This window comes from Algoriphagus sp. NF (assembly GCF_028823735.1).
Classification (GTDB): Bacteria; Bacteroidota; Bacteroidia; order Cytophagales; family Cyclobacteriaceae; genus Algoriphagus; species Algoriphagus marincola.
This window is the reverse complement of the sequence record NZ_JAPEIB010000001.1, coordinates 81047-101476: the sequence shown is the minus strand read 5'-3', so window position 1 is coordinate 101476 and position 20430 is coordinate 81047. Positions and strand designations below refer to the sequence as shown.

Sequence of the window (20430 nt, the reverse complement as noted above, 5' to 3'; positions counted from 1 at the left end):
TTGAATCAAAAAAGTCCTGAGATTTTTATTTCCTCTTTATCGTTTTTGATTTTAATGGTCTTGAGATTTTTGATTTCGTGGTACGGGTGTTCTTGCTCCGGTAAAGGGTCAAACTCAGTCAGCTTACCAATAAAGGCAAAGTCTTTTTCTTCGACCTTGTGAGACTTTTCATTTACGGTGACCGTTACCAACTGAAATCCATGGAAGTAGAATTCAATTTCTGAATAAGCTGAACCTAAGTTTCCACTTGGCTTTCCGAGGATCAATTCCATTTTCTCTGGATCATAGCTCATTTTTCTTTCTGAAAATTCACCGCTTTGATAGTTGGTAGAAAGCCCGTCATCTTCATAGTGAATAAACTCACTTCCCAATCCACCTTTGTAAACATGTACCCTTAGCACCCCATCATTAATTTGACTGGTATTTGACACTACATTTTGCATCATGAAAATACTTCCGGCTTTTACTAAGACTGGGAGGTAATTTAAAGGGCAGTCGAGATATATTTCTTTCTTTCCAGCGTAAAATTCGTCGGTATATAGATAGTACCAATCATCTTCGGGGAGATAAACTTTAGTGATCTCTTTGGTACTTTCTACAGGTGCCACCAAGAATGTATCACAGAATAGGTATTCGTTTTCGTATGCCGAATGATATACTTTTTGATCAAGTGGGTAATCGATAGCGAGACTTGCACATATGGGTAAACCCGTTTGAGTGCTAGAATAGAATTTGGAGTAAATCGTAGGCAATAAAGCATATCGAAGCTTCATGTAATTCCTTGATATCTCTTCCACCTCTTCGCCAAAAGCCCAAGGTTCAGCATCGTTACTATTGATCATGGAATGAGCTCGATAGAAAGGAGAGAATGCACCTATACTCATCCATCTTGCGAATAAAGATTTACTGGCTTCTCCTGCAAAACCTCCCACATCATATCCTGCAAATGATACCCCGCTAATTCCTAGGCTATTCACCAATCGAACTCCGGCGAGCATGTGTTCTTCACTTGCGACATTATCACCAGTCCAAGCAGCTGCATAGCGCTGTATTCCGGCAAATCCAGAGCGAGTCAAGATAAAAGGTCTTTCTTCTGGGGAATTAAACTTTGAGCCTTCTTGTGCACTTCGAGCCATCTGCATCCCGTAGATATTTCTTGCCTTCCGGTGGGAAGCTCCTTCACCTTCAAAATCAAATTCAATCAGATTTGGAGTAAATTGACCCCAAGAAGCTGGCTCATTCATATCAGTCCAGAAGCCATCCACTCCGGCATCAGTGTAAAAAGCCATTTTCTCTGCCCACCATTCCCTGGTTTTACTTTTGGTAAAATCAGGGAAAGCGCACCAGCCCGGCCATACTTGACCTTGGTACTCGGCCCCATCCGGGTATTTGACAAAAAGGTCTTTCGACTGGCCCTCCTGATAGGGGAGATAGTTTTCTTCGGCTTTGATTCCGGGATCCATGATGACAATCACTCGGAAACCAAGACTTTTGAGGTGCTTGATGAGACTTTTAGGATCAGGAAATTTTTCTCCATCAAATGTAAAAACCTTATAAGCTTCCATGTGATGGATGTCAAGGTAGATCACATCTGCGGGCATGTCCTTGTCTCGGAAGGTTTTTGCCAAAGTCAATACTTCAGAATCAGGGTAATAGCTATATCTACACTGCTGAAAGCCCAAAGACCAAATCGGCGGAAGTTCCATTCGACCTGTGAGATTGGTAAATTCTGAAATGATCCCTGATACTGATGCTTGGTGGATGAAGTAATAATCCATGTCTCCATCTTCAGCACCAAAGTACATGAAGCGATTGGTGCTTGCCCCAAAATTGAAAACGGACTTGTGCGTATTATCAAAGAAGATTCCGTATTGACCTTTGGAATGAATTCCTACATAGAAAGGGATACTCATGTAAAGTGGATCATCTCCCACACCATAAGCGAAGTAATCCGTATTCCAATTGGTGAAGGCTTTACCGCTTCGATCCAGACCCCCCGTTTTTTCTCCTAAGCCAATGAATCGCTCGCCTTCTTGTACTTTCTTATAGCAATTCACCTCAGTACCTATCCAAGCTGTCCCCAAAGTATCATCCTCATTGAGGAGATGTCCTTGGCTGTCATAAAATTTTATTACTCCATTGACTTTATTTAGCTGGACCTTTAGGGTTTCAGTTTTGAGATATAGATATTTTTCTTCCTCATCTAAATCAAAAGCATAAAATGGGTCGCTTTTGATCACGGAATAAGGGTTCTCTTCAAAGGATTCAGATTGGCTAATTTGAATTCTAGCGATTGCTTCTTTGGAAAAAGTAATGCGGAAGAATCCTCGCTGAAAACTCCCTTTTATTCCTTCTTCGATTTGCTCCCAAGAAATTACAGAACCACATCCATGGTGTTTGGAAGAAGAACTGAAGATTTGTTTTTGAGTTTGCTCTTGTTGCATGTACGGTAATTGACTGATTCTGCTAAAACGCTAATTTATAAACCTTACCGATAGGAAAAATGAAATCAAAGAAGTGGCAAAGAGGCGTTTAAACTCGATCAAGTTGGAAATGCTGCATAACGATTAAAATATCCCTATTCAATCGATTGCACATTTTTTTCTAAAATTTTTAAAAAAAAATCAGCGAACAGATGATTTTCGGATTAAAAGTTCGGTAGGAAGTGTAATCGACTCTTTTATATCTTCTGGATTGATCTTTTTCTCAATTAAGTCAAGAAGTAATTGGGTAGCTTTTGCACCCATTTGAAACCCAGGTTGAGCTACAGAAGAAAGCCCTGGATCAATCATCGAACAAAACTGCCAATTCGAAAAGCCTACCACGCCTATGTCCTCAGGTACTCTCAATCCCAAATCTTTGCAGGCCAACATCGCTCCGACTGCGGCCATATCATTGTTTCCAAAAAAAGCATCGGGTCGTTCTTCCATCGATTCAAGCAGCTGCCTGGTTGTTTTCCTGCTTTCATCATCAGTTCCGAGTGGGCATTCTACAATAAGTGCATCATTGATTTCAATTCCATTTGCTACCAATGCATCCTTATATCCTCGTATTCTTTCGCTGCTAATGGTCAGGTTTTTTGGTCCCGATAGGTGGACAATACGTTTGTATCCTTGTTGAATCAGGTGACTGACTGCATCAAATGCCCCCTTATAATCATCCACAGTGACATTGACAGCATGGGGTATTTGCGGTACTCGATCAAAAAATACAATGGGATAGCCTTGATCCAATAACTTAGAAAAGTGCTCAAAATCCTCTGTTTCTTTTGAATGGCTGACTAAAAATCCATCGATTTGATTGGATAGCATGGTGTCAATGCTGGATTTTTCCCGGTCCAGTTTTTCATTGGTTTGGGTCAGAATCACATTGTACCCTCTAGAATTGGCCTCCTCTTCAATTCCGGAAATCACTGTTGAAAAGAAAAAATGAACCACCTCAGGAATTATAACTCCTATCGTAAAAGAGCGGCTCTTTCGAAGGGATAGGGCAATGGCATTGGGTCGGTAGTTAAGCTTTTCTGCAAGCTCCTTGACCTTTCGCTTGGTTTCGTCACTGATCCCGGGATAATCTTTCAATGCTCTCGAAACCGTGGAAGAGGAAACATTCAGTTCCCGAGCGATATCCTTGATGGTAGCTTGTCCTATTTTCATAAATTATATTATTCCGAGAATCTAAGTTAAAACAAAATCGGACTTAAATGAATAAGTCCAAAAAAGGTTTTACACTCTAATCTTTGAATTTTCTCAATTCCACCAAACTTTAATTCAAAAAATTGAGGATTATGCAAACGTTAACGCAACCGATTGCATCGAAAATAGTCCCAATATTTTTTCAAAACCTATTGCTTTGTGTATAGCCTAAAATTATATTTTCATAAGATTATCTAGATCGGACTTGGTCTGAGAAGCTTAGAGAGGATTCTAAATTGTACTTTTCCAAGTCTGCGGTAAAATCGAAACCAAAATCAATTAACAATTCCAATTACTATGAAAATTTTAAAAAAACTAGGTTGGATGGTTGCAGTAATTCCTGCGATGTGGGCTTGTGAAAACTATGAAATGCCCCCCATTATTCCACAAACTGGTTCAACTTTGTCAAGCCCAAGTTCTGGCACTAGTCTAACCTTGAGTGTTGATAATCCAGAAGAGTTGATTCCTTTTACTGTTACTGCCGCAGACTTCGGTATGACAGGTTCTGTGACTTACGAACTGGAGATGGATCTAGCAGGATCTAATTTTGCAAATCCAGTTTCCCTAGGTTCTTCGACTTCAAATATCATTGAAGTAATGGCGCAAGACCTAAACGATGAAGTGCTTGCAAAAGGAGCTATGTTCGATACACCTACTGAGGTGGATTTTCGGGTAAAAGCTTCAATTTCACAGCCATTATCACCAATTTTTGGTGAGTCTGTAAGACTTACCGTGACCCCTTATAATGCTGATGTCGCATTTCCAGTAATGTACGTTCCTGGTGACTATCAAGGATGGAATCCAGAAAACGAAATGACGGTACTGAAGTCAGTTAACTTTGACAATGTGTTTGAAGGGTATGTACATATTCTACCTGGTGGTACTGGGGAGTTCAAGGTCAATGAAACCAATAGCTGGGATGTGAATTATGGAGATAACGGTGCAGACGGCACACTTGATCAAGATGGAGAAAATATCAAAGTGACCGAATTCGGTACTTACCTGATGAAAGTGGATCTAGGAGCAAAAACTTATGAGCTAAGTGGTCCTTTATATTGGGGAATCATTGGAAGTGCTACAGCTGGGGGTTGGGATTCTGAAACCAAGATGGGCTTTAACAGAGATGAAAATGTCCTGACCATCACCGCAGACCTTGTAGAAGGAGAAATGAAATTTAGAGCTAATCAGGACTGGGCATTCAATTTCGGAGGTGCAGATGGTGTGCTTGAGGCTGACGGAGCAAATATTGCAGTGTCCGAAGCAGGAAATTACACAATCACTCTTGACTTCCGTACTCCAGGTGAGGTTCTTTACACTATGACTAAAAATTAATTCCAATCAAGATTTTTACTTACCGACTCCAAGCATAATTTGGTTTGGAGTCGGTTTATCATTTATCAAATTCCCAAAAATGAAACCAATCAAGTGCGTCTTTATCTACTTTCTTTTTACCCTTTTTTGGTTTCCATCTTTGGCACAGGTCACGACAGACCCTTCTGTTCCGAATGCCGCTGAGAAAATCAAAATAATCTACGATGCGTCTAAAGGTACTACTGGCCTAGCTAATTGTAATTGCGACGTTTATATTCATATCGGAGCCGTCACTGAGGGACCAAATTCGACGACTTGGTCCATTGTTCCTTTCCAGTGGGGAACTGCTGATCCCAATGCAAAAATGACCAAGGTGGAAGGTGAGGCTAATATTTACACTTTTGAGCTCACACCTAATGACTTTTTTGATAATCCAAATGACCTAACCATTTACCGATTGGGAGCTGTTTTTAGAAATGCAGCCGGCACTCTGGAAGGAAAAACCTCCTCAAATGGAGACTTTTTTATTGACTTAGCGCAGGGATTTACTGTAAATATTACAGACCCAGCCACAAATGAGATTTCACTAGAAGTAGGAGAAAGCTATACTTTCAAAGCTGAGACTTCTGCTACTTCGGATATTAGTTTTGAACTGGATGGAACTGAGGTTGCTGAAGCACAAAGCGTTAATTCGCTTTCCTACCAGTTTTCTGCCACCGAGGCGGGAACTTTTACATTGACAGCAAAAGCTGTTTTGGGTGATGAAACAGATTCTGAAGCAGTCACCATCAATGTCTTTACAGAATCAGAGCAGGCCCCACTTCCTCAAGGAACCCAGCTTGGGATCAATTACATCTCTGATACCGAAGTGATTTTAGCCTTGCAAGCTCCCGGAAAGCGAATTGCGCATGTGATTGGAGATTTTAATGATTGGAAGGTGCTGCCTGATTATCAAATGAATAGAACTCCTGATGGAGAAATCTTTTGGTTGAAAATTTCAGGTCTAACACCTCAGCAGGAATACATTTTCCAATATCTAGTCGATGCAAGCATTCGAATAGGAGATCCATACGCCGATAAAATTTCCGACCCATTTTTGGATCAGGAAATTATCGATCAAGGGCGCTATCCTGGACTCAAACCCTACCCAAGTGGTAAAACGGAGTTCCAGGCCTCTTTTCTCCAAACTGCACAAATTCCTTATGCTTGGAAAAATGTCAATTACGAAAAGGTTGACTCGGAGGAACTCGTGATTTACGAGTTATTGGTTCGGGATTTTGATGATCGAAGAACCTACAAGGCAGTGATTGAGCGACTTGACTACTTAGAGGACTTGGGGGTGAATGCCATTCAGCTCATGCCAATTGGCGAGTTTGAAGGCAATTTATCATGGGGATACAATCCATCCTTCTTTTTTGCGCCTGATAAGTTTTATGGTACCAAAAATGACCTCAAGCAGCTGATTGATGAGGCCCATGGTAGGGGAATTATGGTGATTTTGGATATGGTGCTGAATCATGCCTTTGGTCAGAATCCTTTTGTCCGACTGTACAATGATGGGGACTACGGCGCACCAACCGAGGACAATCCTTGGCTCAATCGGGTGGCAAAGCATCCATTTAATGTGGGGTATGACTTCAACCACGAGAGCCCTTACACGGCAGCATTTGTTGATTCGGTTAATAATTACTGGTTGACTGAATACAAATTCGATGGCTTTCGATTTGATTTGAGTAAAGGCTTTACCCAGGTCAATACAGGTGATAATGTAGGTCTTTGGTCTCAGTATGACCCTAGTCGGATAAAAATCTGGAAAGGAATTTATGATCGAATCAAGGCGAATCATCCGGATGCCTACGTTATTTTGGAGCATCTCTCTGCCAATGACGAAGAAAAAGAACTGGCCGATTACGGGATGATGTTTTGGGGTAATATGAATTTTGATTTCCGGGAAATGGCCAAAGGTGAAAATAAAGACTTTGGCTGGGCCTATCATGGAAATAGAGGTTGGAATGACCCAAATCTGGTAGCCTACCAAGAATCTCACGACGAAGAACGTGTCATGTGGGAGTCCTTAAATTTTGGAAAGACATCTCCGGTCAATTTGAGACAGTTAGAAAATGCAGTCAACCGGAATCAGTTATTGACAGCCTTTTATTTTAGTGTGCCCGGACCTAAGATGCTCTGGCAATTTGGGGAATTTGGCTATGATGAAGAGCTCAATAATGATCGTCTTGGCATCAAACCAACACGCTGGGAATATTTGAATGATCCTCAGCGTATTCGCTTGTTCAAGCTTTATCAAGAAATGATCAAGCTGAAAAAGTCCCATGAAGCATTCAATGAACCAGAAAAAACCACGCTTAATCTGAGTGGGGGAGTGAAATCAATTATTCTGGAGCACCCTGATATGGATGTTGTGATCCACGGGAACTTCGGACTTGGGACTGCTGGCAATGTTCCCTTGTCATTTCCATCGATAGGGACATGGTATAACTATTTCACAGGAGAGGAATTGACTATCACTTCGACCACAGTCAATTTCAACCTTCGCGCTTCTGAATTCTTGCTCTTTACCAGCGAGCCTTTGCCAAAACCAGAGGATGGGATTTTGCAGGAGGATTTTGTCACTTCGATTCCGGATGAAATTATTCCCGAAGGTCAATTCAATATTTATCCCAATCCCACTACCGGAAAGCTTAATGTAGAGCTTCCAGAAGGGATGAATGCTGCCAATTATCGAATTATCGATATGAGTGGAAGAGTGATTGTGTCGGGTCAGTCACAAGACATCCGACAGAAATTAGAATTTGATTTGGGGAATATTCAAAATGGGATTTATATCTTTGAAGCGTTTGATACCAGACGAGTGCTGCATCAGCGCTTTATTAAGAGATAACCAAACCTATTAATACATGAAATTTAAACCAGGAGTAAAATACGGGGCAGAGCTTAGTGATCTTTATGCTTATGCCAAAGAAAATGAGTTTGCCTTTCCGGCAGTGAATGTGATTGGAACTAATTCGGTGAACGCCGTTTTGGAAACAGCCAAAAAGGTTAATTCTCCAGTCATTATTCAGTTTTCAAATGGTGGGGCTCAATTTTTCGCAGGAAAGAGTCTTGCAAATGACAAGCAGCAGGCTAGCATCGCTGGAGCTGTCTCAGGTGCTCATCACGTTCATCAAATGGCTGAAGCATATGGCGTTCCCGTTATTTTGCACACCGACCACGCTGCAAAGAAATTATTGCCATGGATTGATGGCTTGATCGAAGCAGGGGAGGCGCATTTTGCTGCTCATGGCAAGCCGCTATTCAGTTCTCACATGCTTGACCTTTCAGAAGAGCCTTTGGAAGAAAACGTCGAAATCTCGGTAGATTACTTCAAAAAGCTAGCAAAATTGGAAATGGCGATTGAAATCGAGCTTGGGGTTACAGGTGGAGAAGAAGATGGGGTTGATAATACTGACGTAGATTCATCGAAGCTGTATACTCAGCCTGAGGAAGTCGCCTACGCCTATGAACATCTGAAAAAAGTAAGTGATCTTTTCACTATCGCTGCAGCGTTTGGTAATGTCCATGGAGTATACAAGCCAGGAAATGTAAGCTTGAAGCCAATTATTCTCAAGAATTCTCAGGATTATATCAATGAGAAATTTGGTACAAGTGGCAAACCCTTAAATTTTGTTTTCCACGGTGGGTCAGGATCCTCTGTAGAAGAGATTCGGGAAGCCAATTCCTATGGTTCAATCAAAATGAATATCGATACAGATATGCAATGGGCTACTTGGGAAGGCGTCTTGAATTACTACAAGAAAAATGAAGGCTATCTTCAAACTCAATTGGGTAATCCAGATGGTCCGGATAGTCCAAATAAGAAATTCTACGATCCACGTGCCTGGCTACGCAAAGGAGAGGAGAACTTTGTGAAGCGTCTGGAAATGGCCTTCGATATGCTCAATGCTATCAATAGAAACTAAATCAGTTTAAGTTCTGAAAAGTCACCTTCAAAAGTGACTTTTCTTTTTTCCCAAAAGCTCACTCATCATGAAAGCTAAATCTACTCTAATCGCACTCATTTTGTCTTTGTTCTATTTCTCTTGTAATCAGGAAAAAGAGCCGGAGGTGAAAAACTACTGGCCAAATGCAGGGATTACCTACGAAATTTTTGTGCAGTCTTTCTATGACTCTGATGGGGATGGAATAGGAGACTTCAATGGAGTCACCGAGAAGCTGGATTATGTGCAGGAATTGGGAGCAAATGCCATCTGGTTTATGCCTATTATGCCGTCACCGACCTATCATAAATATGATGTGACGGATTATAAGGCGGTACATCCAGACTATGGGACCATGGAGGATTTCAAGCGCCTTCTAGAGGAAGCTCATCAGCGGGATATCAAAATTGTGATTGACATGATCATCAATCACACATCTACAGAACATCCTTGGTTTCAAGAAAGCAAAAAGGGTAGAGATAATGCTTACAGAGATTATTACGTCTGGGCTCAAAAAGATACGATCGCCGATTTTTTGGATAAGAAAGTGATTACACTGGACTCCGACAATATCCGTCAATGGCATGATCCAGGGTCAGGAGAAGACTACTACTATGGTTTCTTTTGGGGAGGAATGCCTGATTTGAATTTTGATAATCCCAAGGTACGGGAGGAAATCTATGAAATTGGTCGGTTTTGGCTAGAGGAGGTTGGAGTTGATGGCTTTAGACTGGATGCAGCAAAGCATATTTTCCCGGATGATAGACCTTTGGATAATCATGAGTTTTGGAAAGAGTTTCGTGCTAAAATGGAGGCAATAAAACCAGATGTCTATTTAGTAGGGGAAGTTTATGACAAGAAAGAGATTGTAGCCCCATATCTTCCAGGTCTTCCGGCCCTTTTCAACTTTGATTTCCATTACACCCTTTTGGAAGCATTCAATTCTGCTGATGGGATGTTATTGCCCAAGAAGCAAAAGGAGATTTTGGATTTCTATCAAAATATTACTCCTGAGTTTATTGATGCGACTATTTCATCCAACCATGACCAACCTAGGCTTTTGAATGAATTGGGTGAGGACGTGGACAAGTACAAGCAGGCTATTGCAGTGATGCTTACGATGCCCGGAGCTCCTTACTTGTACTATGGAGAGGAAATAGGGATGAAAGGGTTGAAGCCAGATGAACATATTCGGGAGCCATTCCTTTGGGATGTGAAAGCAAAGGATGAAGGTAGGGCTACTTGGATAGAGCCAAAATTCAGTATCGACAGTGAAGTGACTCCTTTGGCTTTGCAGCGCAATGATCCTAATAGTATTTTCAATCATTACAAAAGCCTGATCAATCTAAGGAATACCTATCCAGCTTTAGCCTTAGGAAAATTGAGTCTTCCTTCAAGCGAATATCCAAAACCCATCATGGCTTACTCCAGAGTTCATGAGGGTCAAGCGATTTTCGCTGTTCACAATCTGGGAGATGAGGAAATAAGTATTGAGTTGCCGGCTGGGTTTGACAAAGTGATATTTGGGATGGGAGATGGTGTCAATCTCAACGGGACACTTACTCTTCAAAAAAATGCCTCAAGGGTTTATGTTAAGTAATTCTTCTGTTTAAAATAAAAAATGTTTTATATGTTTCTATTATACTGTTTAAAATCATAAAAAATGCATTTCAAGTCGACATAAAAACACTTTATAAATTTATTCCATTTTGTAGACTAGGTAGTATATTAATCATTTCATTATCTTTTTATTAATGAATTGGATTTTAAGTTGTTAAATCTGTACTTTTGAAAAGTGAAATATTCTATTTTATGTTATTTTTATTTGTAATTCTTACATCCCTTGCAGTCGGTTTTTTAGTGATGCCAATCATTATCAAAGTGCTTTGGCGAGCCAAGATTGGAGATCAACCCGGCGGGAGAAAAATCCACAAAAAGTTCGTTCCATCTATGGGTGGTATTGGATTTTTTGTCGCTGCCTCTGCTGCTATGGCTATATGGGGTTGGCAATTCCCCCTTCCTGACATAAGATATCTTTTGGGAGCAATCGGTCTAATGTTTATTGTAGGTTTACGGGATGATTTGGTGGAATTGAAGGCATCAAGGAAGCTTTTGGGTCAGCTTGTTGCTGTTGCGATGGTTGTCGTGATGGGAGATATTCGAATCAGGGACTTGCATGGATTTCTAGGAATAGGTGAGCTTCACCTTTTTGTCTCTTATGGATTCTCCGCGTTCGTGCTTTTAGCCTTGACCAATGCTTTCAACCTGATTGACGGTTTAGACGGCCTTGCGGGAAGCACAGGTCTGGTTGTTTCAGGGCTTTTAGGTGCTTGGTTTGCTTTTCAAGGTTTGGAAAGTTATGCTGTTTTATCCTTTAGTTTTTTTGGAGGCATACTAGGTTTCTTAATCTTCAACTGGCATCCGGCTAAGATTTTCATGGGAGATACTGGTTCTTTGACCCTTGGTTTTACCTTAGGTGCACTTGTTGTTGCTTTTATGGAATCCAATGCAGCACTTCCTGAAGGAGCAAGCTGGCGTTTTAGCCCAGTTTTTTCATCCGGGATAGCGCTGATGATATATCCTCTTTATGATATGGCGAGAGTATTTACAAGGAGAATCCGTAGAGGTCAAGGCCCGATGACGCCGGATAAAAGCCATGTACATCACTTTTTGATGCGTATGGGATTGAAGCACAATCAAGTAGCACTTATCTTGGTTTTTGTGCAAATACTAATTGTTGGTTCTGTTTTTCTAATGAAAGATCTTTCTGATCATATTGTACTACCGGTAATTTCAGCGATTACTCTGGGTCTTGGTTTCAGGCTAGATCAGATAGCAGTTAAATATGTGAAAAAGAAAGTTTCCAAAGAGCCAAATATTTTGTCCAATGGTAAGAATAGCAATGGCTCAAAGAAGGGCAATCAAAAGTCAAAAGTTTCTATAAAAGATTTTGAAAATACCCCCATTAATTATAATTAACTTTCATTTTCTTTTTAGTATTAATTATTTTTTATAGCACTTGGTTGGATTTTTGTTGGATTAGTAATATGTTTCCATCAGATTCACCCCTAAGTCATTAAATGTCAAATGGTATAAAGCTCTCGATTCCTTTTTTTAATGGGAACGAAGAGGTGTATTCTAAAAAGGCGATTCAGTCAGGTCAGCTTGCGACCAACGGAGATTTTATTGACTCATTTGAAGAAAAATTCTCAAATAAGTTATCCTCTCATGAAATCGTAGCTTTAAACTCTGGCACTAGTTCCCTACACCTTTCTATGGTACTTTTAGGAATTGGTAAAGGGGATGAGGTTATCTGTCAGACATTTACGTTCTGTGCTTCAGCAAACCCCATAATTTATCTTGGTGCCACCCCCGTTTTTGTTGATAGCGAACCTGAAACATGGAATATCTCCCCAGAACTTTTAGAAGATGCCATTCTAGATCGAATAGCAAACGGAAAAAAGCCTAAAGCGATTGTAATAGTGCATCTGTTTGGAATGCCTGCCAAAATTCAGGAAATCATGTCTATTGCATCTCGATATCAAATTCCCATCATAGAGGATGCTGCTGAAGCTGTGGGTAGTACCTATCGAGGAGATTTCTGTGGAACATTTGGAGATGTCGGAATCTATTCATTCAACGGTAATAAAATTCTCTCAGCAGGAGGTGGAGGGGCTTTGGTTAGTAGTAAAATTAACTTGATCCAAAGAGCAAAATACCTTTCAACTCAAGCTAGAGAGGATTTGCCTTACTATCAACATTTGGAAATTGGTTTCAATTACCGAATGAATAATCTATGCGCCTCTGTAGCTTTGGCACAATTGGAACAGCTCGACGAATTTGTGGAGAAGAGACGGGAGATTAATGCTAATTACAGAAAACTCCTTGAAGGTTTTGTTGGGATTTCTTTCCAGCCTGAAGCAAACGAGTCTAAGTCAAATTTTTGGCTGACAGCCATTTTGATTGATGAAGAGGTTACCGGCTTTTCAAATGATCAGGTTCGAGTAGCTTTGATGAAGAATGACATTGAAACCCGGTTTCTTTGGAAGCCACTACATCTACAACCTGTCTTTAAAGAAATCAAATACTTCGGAGGGAATGTAGCGAAAAGCTTTTTTCACAAAGGCATCTGCCTTCCTAGTTCAGTAAATTTGACTTTTGAAGATCAGGAAAGAATTGTTGACATTTTCAAGAAGGAGCTTGCTAAAACCTTTTAGCTGTGTGGTATAGAAAATTTGGGAAACGAGCTTTGGATATAATCCTAGCAGGGCTATTATTTCTAGTTCTTTCTCCAGTCTTTTTGTTTCTTTTGATTCTTTTATCAATCACGCTCAAGGGTGATCCCTTTTTTAAGCAACCAAGACCAGGTAAGGATGAGAGGATTTTTAATATTCTCAAATTTAAAACGATGACTGACTCTTGCGATGAGAGTGGGAACTTGTTATCTGATCAAGAGAGACTTACTTCCCTGGGAAAATTTATCCGAAAGAGCTCTTTGGATGAGATTCCACAACTTCTTAATGTTCTTGCAGGCCAAATGAGTTTGGTTGGTCCCAGACCACTTTTGGTTGATTATTTAGAACTTTACAATGAAAATCAAAGAAAGAGACATCTTGTCCTTCCCGGCGTTAGTGGCTGGGCACAAATTAATGGCAGAAATACAATTTCTTGGGAAGAAAAATTCGACTTTGATGTCTGGTATGTTGAGAACTTCGGCTTATTCCTAGACCTTAAAATTTTATTTATTACTTTTTTTAATGTGCTTCAGGGAAAGGGTGTTTCACAAACGGGCCATGTAAGCATGGGAAGATTTGAGGGGACTAGAAGTGTAAAAGCTAAAATAAGTGCCTAGAATAGAATTTAAATGTAATTTTTTCCTTCTTCGATCTAAACCGTCAATGTTTTCCGTATATCCTATTTCAATTAAGAAATATTGGAAAAGTGCAAAATAAAATTGGATCGATTTTGAAAAAACATAAGGATGTTTTGTGGTAATGAGTAAAATGACTTATTTTGAGCAAGTTTTATTTGGTCATCAGTTAAAACAGATTATTTGAATAAATATCTACTATGAATTTTTTAGCAAGGTTAAAAATCCTCCCAAGGTGGATCATAGCCACTCTTGACTCTGTAATTCTTTTTCATTGCGCCTTATTTGGTTATTTGGTTCGTTTCAACTTTGAATTAGCCGTAATCGAGCAGAATGATGCCGTAGCTGGAAGTTTCACATTCATGATCGGAGGATTGCTCGTCATGCAAAATACCCGATCCTATGAAGGCATTGTGCGACATACGGGATTTAAGGATGGATCAAATATTTTCAAGACTGTATTTATCAATTTTGTTCTTTTTCTCTTTCTTAATTTCTTCCATGGCAATTTCCTGAATGATAGGTTTTTATTACCTACTTCGGTTCTTATCATCGCCAGCCTTTCTTCCTTATTTATGTTGATTTTTTACCGATTACTGGTGAAAGAGCTTTTCGTTTACTTGAAGAATGGATTTATCGTCAAGGAACAAAAAAGTGGAGTGATCTTCGGTGCCGGTGAATCTGGTCTGATTGCTCAGGAAGCTATTAAACGAGACAGCAATAGCAATTTCAACACCATCGCGTTTTTGGATGATGACCCTAAAAAGGAGGGTAAAAACATTGCAGGGATTAGAATCTTTCATGGTATCAAATCATTGGCAAAGCTCAAAGATCAATATGGGGTCACGGAGCTGATAATTGCCGTTCGAGATTTGGACGTCCTTCGGAAACGTGAGATCATTGACGAATGCTTGAAACTCGGGATTTCTGTTTCTATCGTCCCTCCTGTAGACCAATGGATCAATGGCGGTCTAACTGCCGGTGCAATACGTGAAATTAAAATTGAGGATCTTCTTTCCAGAGAGCAGATCATTTTGGACAATCCCCAGATTCATGAGGATTTGATAGATAAAACAGTATTGGTCACTGGTGCTGCAGGTTCAATCGGTAGTGAGCTTTGCAGACAAATAGCCCATTATCAGCCCAAATTATTGATCTTATTGGATATTGCAGAGTCTGCACTCTATGATATCGAAAATGAGTTTAAGGAAAATTATTCCTATTGCCCCATTAAAATAGTGTTGGGAGATGTAAGGAATAAAAAGAAGATGAAAGAAATCTTCAAAACCTTTAAGCCTCAAGTGGTTTTCCATGCGGCAGCATACAAGCACGTGCCGATGATGGAAAATTATCCAGAGGAGGCTATTCATTCTAATGTGATTGGAACGAAGGTTTTGGCAGACCTATCCGTACTTTCTCAGGTCGATAAGTTTGTATTTGTCTCCACCGATAAGGCAGTGAATCCTACGAATGTAATGGGGGCTAGCAAGCGCGCAGCAGAAATGTATGTGCAGGCTTTGAATGAGTATTTGGAGGTCAATCATAAAAAATATCACACCAAGTTTATCACCACTCGATTTGGCAATGTATTAGGTTCGAATGGTTCGGTCATTCCGCTTTTCAAAAAGCAGATCCTACATGGAGGTCCTTTGACAGTGACTCATCCGGAAATTACCCGGTACTTTATGACCATTCCTGAGGCATGTCAGTTGGTATTAGAGGCCGCTGTAATGGGTAATGGTGGAGAGATCTACGTGTTTGATATGGGAGAGCCTGTAAAAATCCTAGACCTCGCCAAAAAGATGATTCAGCTTTCTGGTAAAAAAGAGGATGAGGATATCAAAATTATCTTCACTGGACTGAGGGAAGGTGAAAAACTTTATGAAGAGTTATTGAATGATTTTGAAACGGTCAAGATAACTCACCATCCAAAAATCAAGATCGCTCAGGTGATGCCGGCGGCTTATCATAAAATTGATGGTCAGATCGACTTGTTCCAGGATTTGATACTGAAAAACTCGGAAAATGAACTGGTAGGGCATCTTAAAACGATCGTTCCAGAATTCATTTCCAATTCTTCAAGATTCGAAGTCCTCGATAGGTTGAATTAGTACTCAATCGGTATGAGATAAGTTTGGCTACCTAGGTGTAGCCTTTTTTATTTTTGAAGTTTTCGACTTTTTTCTGTGTAATTTTGCCATGATTTAAGGATAGAACCCTTACCATGAAAAAAATACTCCAATTGCAATTGGACCCTTCGGAGGCATACGATGAGGTTCAATTTAAAAAAGCGGCTTTACAAAAAGCTGGAATCAGACCTTCAGAAGATGAGGTCTTTGTGAGGCAAAATCGCCGATCCATTGATGCTAGAGGAAGGAAGGTCCGCGTAAATGTAGAAGCAGAGATTTTTCTCAAAGAAAGCCCGGATTCCCGCCTACAAATTGACATTGATTACCCCCAAGTTGAAAATGCTGAACGAATAATTATTGTTGGGGCAGGTCCTGCAGGTATGTTCGCTGCACTCCGCGCAATAGAGCTAGGCGTGAAGCCAATCATTATCGAAAGAGGAAAGGATGTCAGAGCTCGAAGAAGAGACCTTGCAGCGATTAATAAGGAACATATTGTCAATCCTGATTCCAATTACTGTTTTGGAGAAGGGGGAGCTGGAACCTATTCGGATGGAAAGCTTTATACTCGATCCAAAAAACGAGGAGATATCCGACGGATTTTAGAAATCTTGGTGAGGCATGGTGCCACGGAAGAGATCCTTGTCGATGCTCACCCGCATATCGGTACCAACAAGCTTCCCGTGGTCGTGACTAAGCTCCGGGAAACGATTTTAGCGTCTGGTGGAGAGATTCATTTTGAAACCCGAGTGGAGGATTTTATTATTGATCAATCTGAAATCAAAGGTGTCATCACACAGTATGGAGATAGGATTTTAGGAGAGGGAGTGATTTTAGCAACCGGGCATTCGGCAAGGGATATTTTTGAATTGCTTCATGCAAAAAAAATACTGATAGAACCCAAGCCTTTTGCCTTGGGTGTTCGGATTGAGCACTCTCAAAATTTAATTGATAGAATTCAATACCATTGTGAGATTGACCGAGGACCTTATTTACCGGCATCTTCCTATTCATTGGTACATCAAACCCATTTCAAGGGTAAACAGCGAGGGGTTTTTAGTTTCTGTATGTGTCCAGGCGGTTTTATTGTTCCTGCTGCTACTGCTCCCGGAGAGCTGGTGGTCAATGGAATGAGTCCAAGCCGTAGGGATAGCCGCTTTGCCAATTCAGGAATGGTTGTCGCAGTGGAGTTGGAGGATTTACCCGAGTTTCAAAAGTTCGGACCTTTGGCAGCCATGCACTTTCAAGCCAGTGTGGAAAGAAAAGCCTGGGAAATGGGGGGTAAAACTCAGGTTGCACCCGCTCAGCGAATGGTAGATTTCGTAAATAAAAAGGTAAGTAATTCCTTATTGGATACTTCCTATCAGCCTGGTCTTGAGGCAGTGGATATGAGCGAAGTTTTACCCGATTTTATTTCTCGCAGATTAGCTGATGCATTCAAAGCTTTTGGGCAAAAGATGCGTGGATATTTTACGAACGAATCACAACTCATCGGTGTAGAAAGCCGAACTTCTTCTCCGGTAAGAATTCCAAGGGATCGTGAAAGTCTAGAGCACCCAGAAATCAAAGGACTTTATCCCTGTGGAGAGGGTGCAGGATTTGCTGGAGGAATTATTTCTGCCGCTATGGACGGGGAGCGATGTGCCGAAAGACTGATTACAAGCCATATCAAGCGAACAAGCATCTGACCTTTTGTGTCACGATTGTCGAGGAGCTCTGAGTAATTGCTAACTTACAGCGTGGAGTTTGCCATAGTAGATATCGAGACCACAGGTGGTAATAGCAAGTTTGGAGGAATTACAGAAATTGCCATCCTGATTCATGATGGAACAGAAATCAAGGATACTTTTCAAACACTTCTGAATCCTCAACAGCGAATTCCGGATTATATCACGGGACTTACAGGTATTGATAATGCGATGGTCCAAGATGCTCCACTCTTCGAGGAGGTAGCTGAGCAGATTTGGGAAATGCTAGCGGATAGAGTTTTTGTAGCCCATCAGGTAAATTTTGATTTTTCTTTTATTCGAGAGGCTTTTTCAGCATTGGATAAAGATTTTTCACCATCAAAACTTTGTACTGTTCGCCTTTCACGAAAGGCTTTTCCTGGCCTAAGATCTTATGGATTGGGTAGAATTTGCGAACATCTTCGAATTCCTATTGAGGCACGGCATCGAGCCATGGGGGATGCTAAAGCTACGGCAATCTTGTTTGATCAAGTGATCAAAAAGCAACCCGAGGTGGTATATGAATTGGTCAAGGGCAAAAGGGCACTCCGGTTTTTACCCCCGAATTTTCCCAGTCACCGCTTCGAACGGATCCCTACCGAATGCGGTGTCTATTACATGCTAGACTCCAATTCCCGTGTGGTTTATGTGGGAAAAGCAATTAATATTCAAGAGCGGTTTCGGTCTCATTTTTCGGGTGATTCTACTTTAGTACAAAAACAGGCGCTCAAAGCCATAGTGGCCGATCTAAAATGGGAATTGACGGGTTCGGAATTTATGGCTCTGCTATTGGAAACGCTTGAAATCAAACGTATTTGGCCAAAATTCAACGCAGCAATCAAAAGACCTTCTCAACTTTGGGGTTTGTATTCTTACCAAGATGGGAATGGCTTTACCCGCTTCCAAATAGCCAAAGTGAGGAAAAATAATCCTCCTTTGGAGTTTTTCTTTAACCAGGAAGAGGCTAGGCTTTTTCTCAAGGATGCAGTTGATAATTACCAGCTTTGCTCCAAAATGACAGGCATTCGCTCCGTTCCATGTGCCACTGTCCAGGATGATCGTTGTGAAGGGGCTTGTCGAAGTGCAATTAGTCCAGGTAGCTACAATTCCAAAGCCCAATCATTTATTGAGAATATTCAAGCGAGCAAAAAGGGAATTCAAATCTGTATTCCTGGCAGAACTTCCGATGAAGTAGCAGCATGCGTTTTCGAAGGAGGTATATTGAAGTACTACGGGTATTTTGACTCGGAAGAATCGGTGGATTTTTCCCAGATGAAAGCAGTTCCATCTCATCCTGAAACTGCCTACGTCTTGAGACAGTTCTTACCCAAGTTTTCAACTGAGCAAATAAAAATCACTGCCCAAACTGTTTCCCCATCCTACGAATTGCCGCTTGGGTTCTAATTGCTTTAAACCTTATTTCCCCGTGTAGCTCACTCGATAGATGCAGTTGGCTACATCATCAGAAATCAGAAGGCTGCCATCAGGTAATTCCTGAACATCTACGGGTCTTCCCCAGACTTCTTGAGTAGCATCATCCAGCCATCCACTAGCAAAAGGCTCAACCTCTGTCACTTCTCCGGAAGAGTTGATTTTTGCCAAAACCACATCGTATCCTGACTTTTTGCTTCGGTTCCAGGAGCCATGCTTCGCGATGATGGCCTGGTTTTGATAGCTATCGGGGAACATCTCTCCTTCATAGAAACGAATACCGAGAGGAGCAGTATGGGCTCCGAGCTTTGCTTTTGGCGCTTGATAGGCTTCCTTGGCTTTACCTTTAGAGCCAAACTCAGGATCCTTGACATCACCGGCATGCCAGTATGGATAGCCAAAATGTTGGCCTGCGGTGGTGGCTACATTCAATTCGCAATCTGGAATATCATCACCCATCATATCTCTACCATTATCGGTAAACCAAAGATTGCCTGTCTCAGGATGCCAATCAAATCCAACCGAGTTTCGAACTCCATGTGCATAGACTTCGGGTTGAGGATTTGGAGAGTTGACATCAATTCTGGTGATCGAAGCAAAGATTTCATCTTCTGATTCGCAAATATTACAAGGCGCGCCGACAGGGACGTAGAGCATTCCATCAGGTCCGAAAGCGATGAATTTCCATCCATGATGGCGTTCTGTGGGATATCCGTCAAAAATCACCTCGTATTTTGGATTGGTGAGGTTGTCAAGAATATTTGGAAACTTAAGAATCTTACTGACCTCCGCTACATAAAGATCTCCGTCTTTGTAAGCTACTCCATTTGGCATCCTTAGACCTTCTGCCAGAATGAATTTGCTGTCTGCTTTCCCATCTCCATCTTCATCCAGTACCGCATATACATTTTTTTCCTGCCTGTTTCCGACAAAGACCACTCCATTTTCAGACATAGAAAGGGACCTTGCATTTGGGATATCTGCAGCCCAGACTTCAATTTGAAAGCCTTCCGGCAACTTGATTTTATCAAGCTTTACATCTGCCTTTGCATCTTTGATGGATCGTTTGTTGCTAGAGTTTGGGGTACTAAAACTAGTCTGATTACCAGTTTTTTGCTGGCAACTAGCTTGAGATATGACCATTAGAAACACTATGAAATTCGAAAGCAAAGCAGAAGTTTTCATTTCGTGGAATTTAAATTTTACCACATTAAGGTAATTCTTTTTGGATTGTTTTAATACTAGGCCTCTATAAACGGTCTAATCCTTATTTTTGCG

13 protein-coding genes are annotated in these 20430 nt (G+C 40.9%); 10 read left to right on the top strand and 3 right to left on the bottom strand.

Annotated features, from left to right (window positions below; genetic code table 11):
- Window positions 1-5 precede the first annotated feature (5 nt).
- Together OU792_RS00385 and OU792_RS00380 are read right to left on the bottom strand one after the other, a co-directional pair.
- Window positions 6-2444: a glycoside hydrolase family 31 protein gene (locus OU792_RS00385; protein WP_274669178.1), complete on the bottom strand. Its 2439-nt coding sequence runs from the start codon at window positions 2442-2444 to the stop codon at window positions 6-8.
- 180 nt (window positions 2445-2624) lie between these two features.
- Window positions 2625-3653, bottom strand: a complete 1029-nt coding sequence (locus OU792_RS00380) for a LacI family DNA-binding transcriptional regulator (RefSeq protein WP_134200915.1) — start codon at window positions 3651-3653, stop codon at window positions 2625-2627.
- Between the two features lie 336 nt (window positions 3654-3989).
- On the opposite strand from OU792_RS00380, the gene OU792_RS00375 reads away from it, so the two are divergent.
- The 10 genes from OU792_RS00375 to OU792_RS00330 all read left to right on the top strand — a co-directional run bounded on the left by OU792_RS00375 (window position 3990) and on the right by OU792_RS00330 (window position 19125).
- On the top strand, window positions 3990-5024 hold the full coding sequence (locus OU792_RS00375; RefSeq protein WP_274669177.1) for a SusE domain-containing protein: 1035 nt from the start codon (window positions 3990-3992) through the stop codon (window positions 5022-5024).
- A gap of 79 nt (window positions 5025-5103) precedes the next feature.
- Window positions 5104-7902: an alpha-amylase family glycosyl hydrolase gene (locus OU792_RS00370; RefSeq protein WP_134200917.1), complete on the top strand. Its 2799-nt coding sequence runs from the start codon at window positions 5104-5106 to the stop codon at window positions 7900-7902.
- A gap of 16 nt (window positions 7903-7918) precedes the next feature.
- Window positions 7919-8980, top strand: a complete 1062-nt coding sequence (gene fbaA, locus OU792_RS00365; RefSeq protein ID WP_024281857.1) for a class II fructose-bisphosphate aldolase — start codon at window positions 7919-7921, stop codon at window positions 8978-8980.
- Between the two features lie 67 nt (window positions 8981-9047).
- Window positions 9048-10598: an alpha-amylase family glycosyl hydrolase gene (locus OU792_RS00360; RefSeq protein WP_274669176.1), complete on the top strand. Its 1551-nt coding sequence runs from the start codon at window positions 9048-9050 to the stop codon at window positions 10596-10598.
- A gap of 212 nt (window positions 10599-10810) precedes the next feature.
- Window positions 10811-11977 carry a glycosyltransferase family 4 protein gene (locus OU792_RS00355; RefSeq protein ID WP_274669175.1) on the top strand — a complete coding sequence of 389 codons (1167 nt, stop codon included), beginning with the start codon at window positions 10811-10813 and terminating at the stop codon, window positions 11975-11977.
- Window positions 11978-12078: 101 nt separating this feature from the next.
- Complete coding sequence (locus OU792_RS00350) at window positions 12079-13215, top strand: DegT/DnrJ/EryC1/StrS family aminotransferase (protein WP_134200921.1); 1137 nt, start codon at window positions 12079-12081, stop codon at window positions 13213-13215.
- 2 nt (window positions 13216-13217) lie between these two features.
- Window positions 13218-13850 carry a sugar transferase gene (locus OU792_RS00345; protein WP_134200923.1) on the top strand — a complete coding sequence of 211 codons (633 nt, stop codon included), beginning with the start codon at window positions 13218-13220 and terminating at the stop codon, window positions 13848-13850.
- A 218-nt stretch (window positions 13851-14068) separates the two neighbouring features.
- Complete coding sequence (locus tag OU792_RS00340; protein ID WP_026945040.1) at window positions 14069-15979, top strand: polysaccharide biosynthesis protein; 1911 nt, start codon at window positions 14069-14071, stop codon at window positions 15977-15979.
- A 113-nt stretch (window positions 15980-16092) separates the two neighbouring features.
- Window positions 16093-17682, top strand: a complete 1590-nt coding sequence (locus OU792_RS00335; protein ID WP_274669174.1) for an NAD(P)/FAD-dependent oxidoreductase — start codon at window positions 16093-16095, stop codon at window positions 17680-17682.
- 51 nt (window positions 17683-17733) lie between these two features.
- Window positions 17734-19125, top strand: a complete 1392-nt coding sequence (locus tag OU792_RS00330) for an exonuclease domain-containing protein (protein WP_274669173.1) — start codon at window positions 17734-17736, stop codon at window positions 19123-19125.
- A 12-nt stretch (window positions 19126-19137) separates the two neighbouring features.
- Here OU792_RS00330 and OU792_RS00325 read toward each other — a convergent pair whose 3' ends face one another.
- Window positions 19138-20295 (bottom strand): PQQ-dependent sugar dehydrogenase, encoded by a 1158-nt coding sequence (locus tag OU792_RS00325; RefSeq protein ID WP_274669172.1) that lies wholly within the window; start codon window positions 20293-20295, stop codon window positions 19138-19140.
- Between the last annotated feature and the right edge of the window lie 135 nt (window positions 20296-20430).

Coding starts and splice junctions, on each gene's coding strand:
- OU792_RS00360 (WP_274669176.1), top strand. CDS start 9,048: ATGAAAGCTAAATCTACTCTAATCGCACTCATTTTGTCTTTGTTCTAT.
- OU792_RS00385 (WP_274669178.1), bottom strand. CDS start 2,444: ATGCAACAAGAGCAAACTCAAAAACAAATCTTCAGTTCTTCTTCCAAA.
- OU792_RS00380 (WP_134200915.1), bottom strand. CDS start 3,653: ATGAAAATAGGACAAGCTACCATCAAGGATATCGCTCGGGAACTGAAT.
- OU792_RS00325 (WP_274669172.1), bottom strand. CDS start 20,295: ATGGTCATATCTCAAGCTAGTTGCCAGCAAAAAACTGGTAATCAGACT.
- OU792_RS00370 (WP_134200917.1), top strand. CDS start 5,104: ATGAAACCAATCAAGTGCGTCTTTATCTACTTTCTTTTTACCCTTTTT.
- OU792_RS00350 (WP_134200921.1), top strand. CDS start 12,079: ATGTCAAATGGTATAAAGCTCTCGATTCCTTTTTTTAATGGGAACGAA.
- OU792_RS00340 (WP_026945040.1), top strand. CDS start 14,069: ATGAATTTTTTAGCAAGGTTAAAAATCCTCCCAAGGTGGATCATAGCC.
- OU792_RS00335 (WP_274669174.1), top strand. CDS start 16,093: ATGAAAAAAATACTCCAATTGCAATTGGACCCTTCGGAGGCATACGAT.
- fbaA (WP_024281857.1), top strand. CDS start 7,919: ATGAAATTTAAACCAGGAGTAAAATACGGGGCAGAGCTTAGTGATCTT.
- OU792_RS00355 (WP_274669175.1), top strand. CDS start 10,811: ATGTTATTTTTATTTGTAATTCTTACATCCCTTGCAGTCGGTTTTTTA.
- OU792_RS00375 (WP_274669177.1), top strand. CDS start 3,990: ATGAAAATTTTAAAAAAACTAGGTTGGATGGTTGCAGTAATTCCTGCG.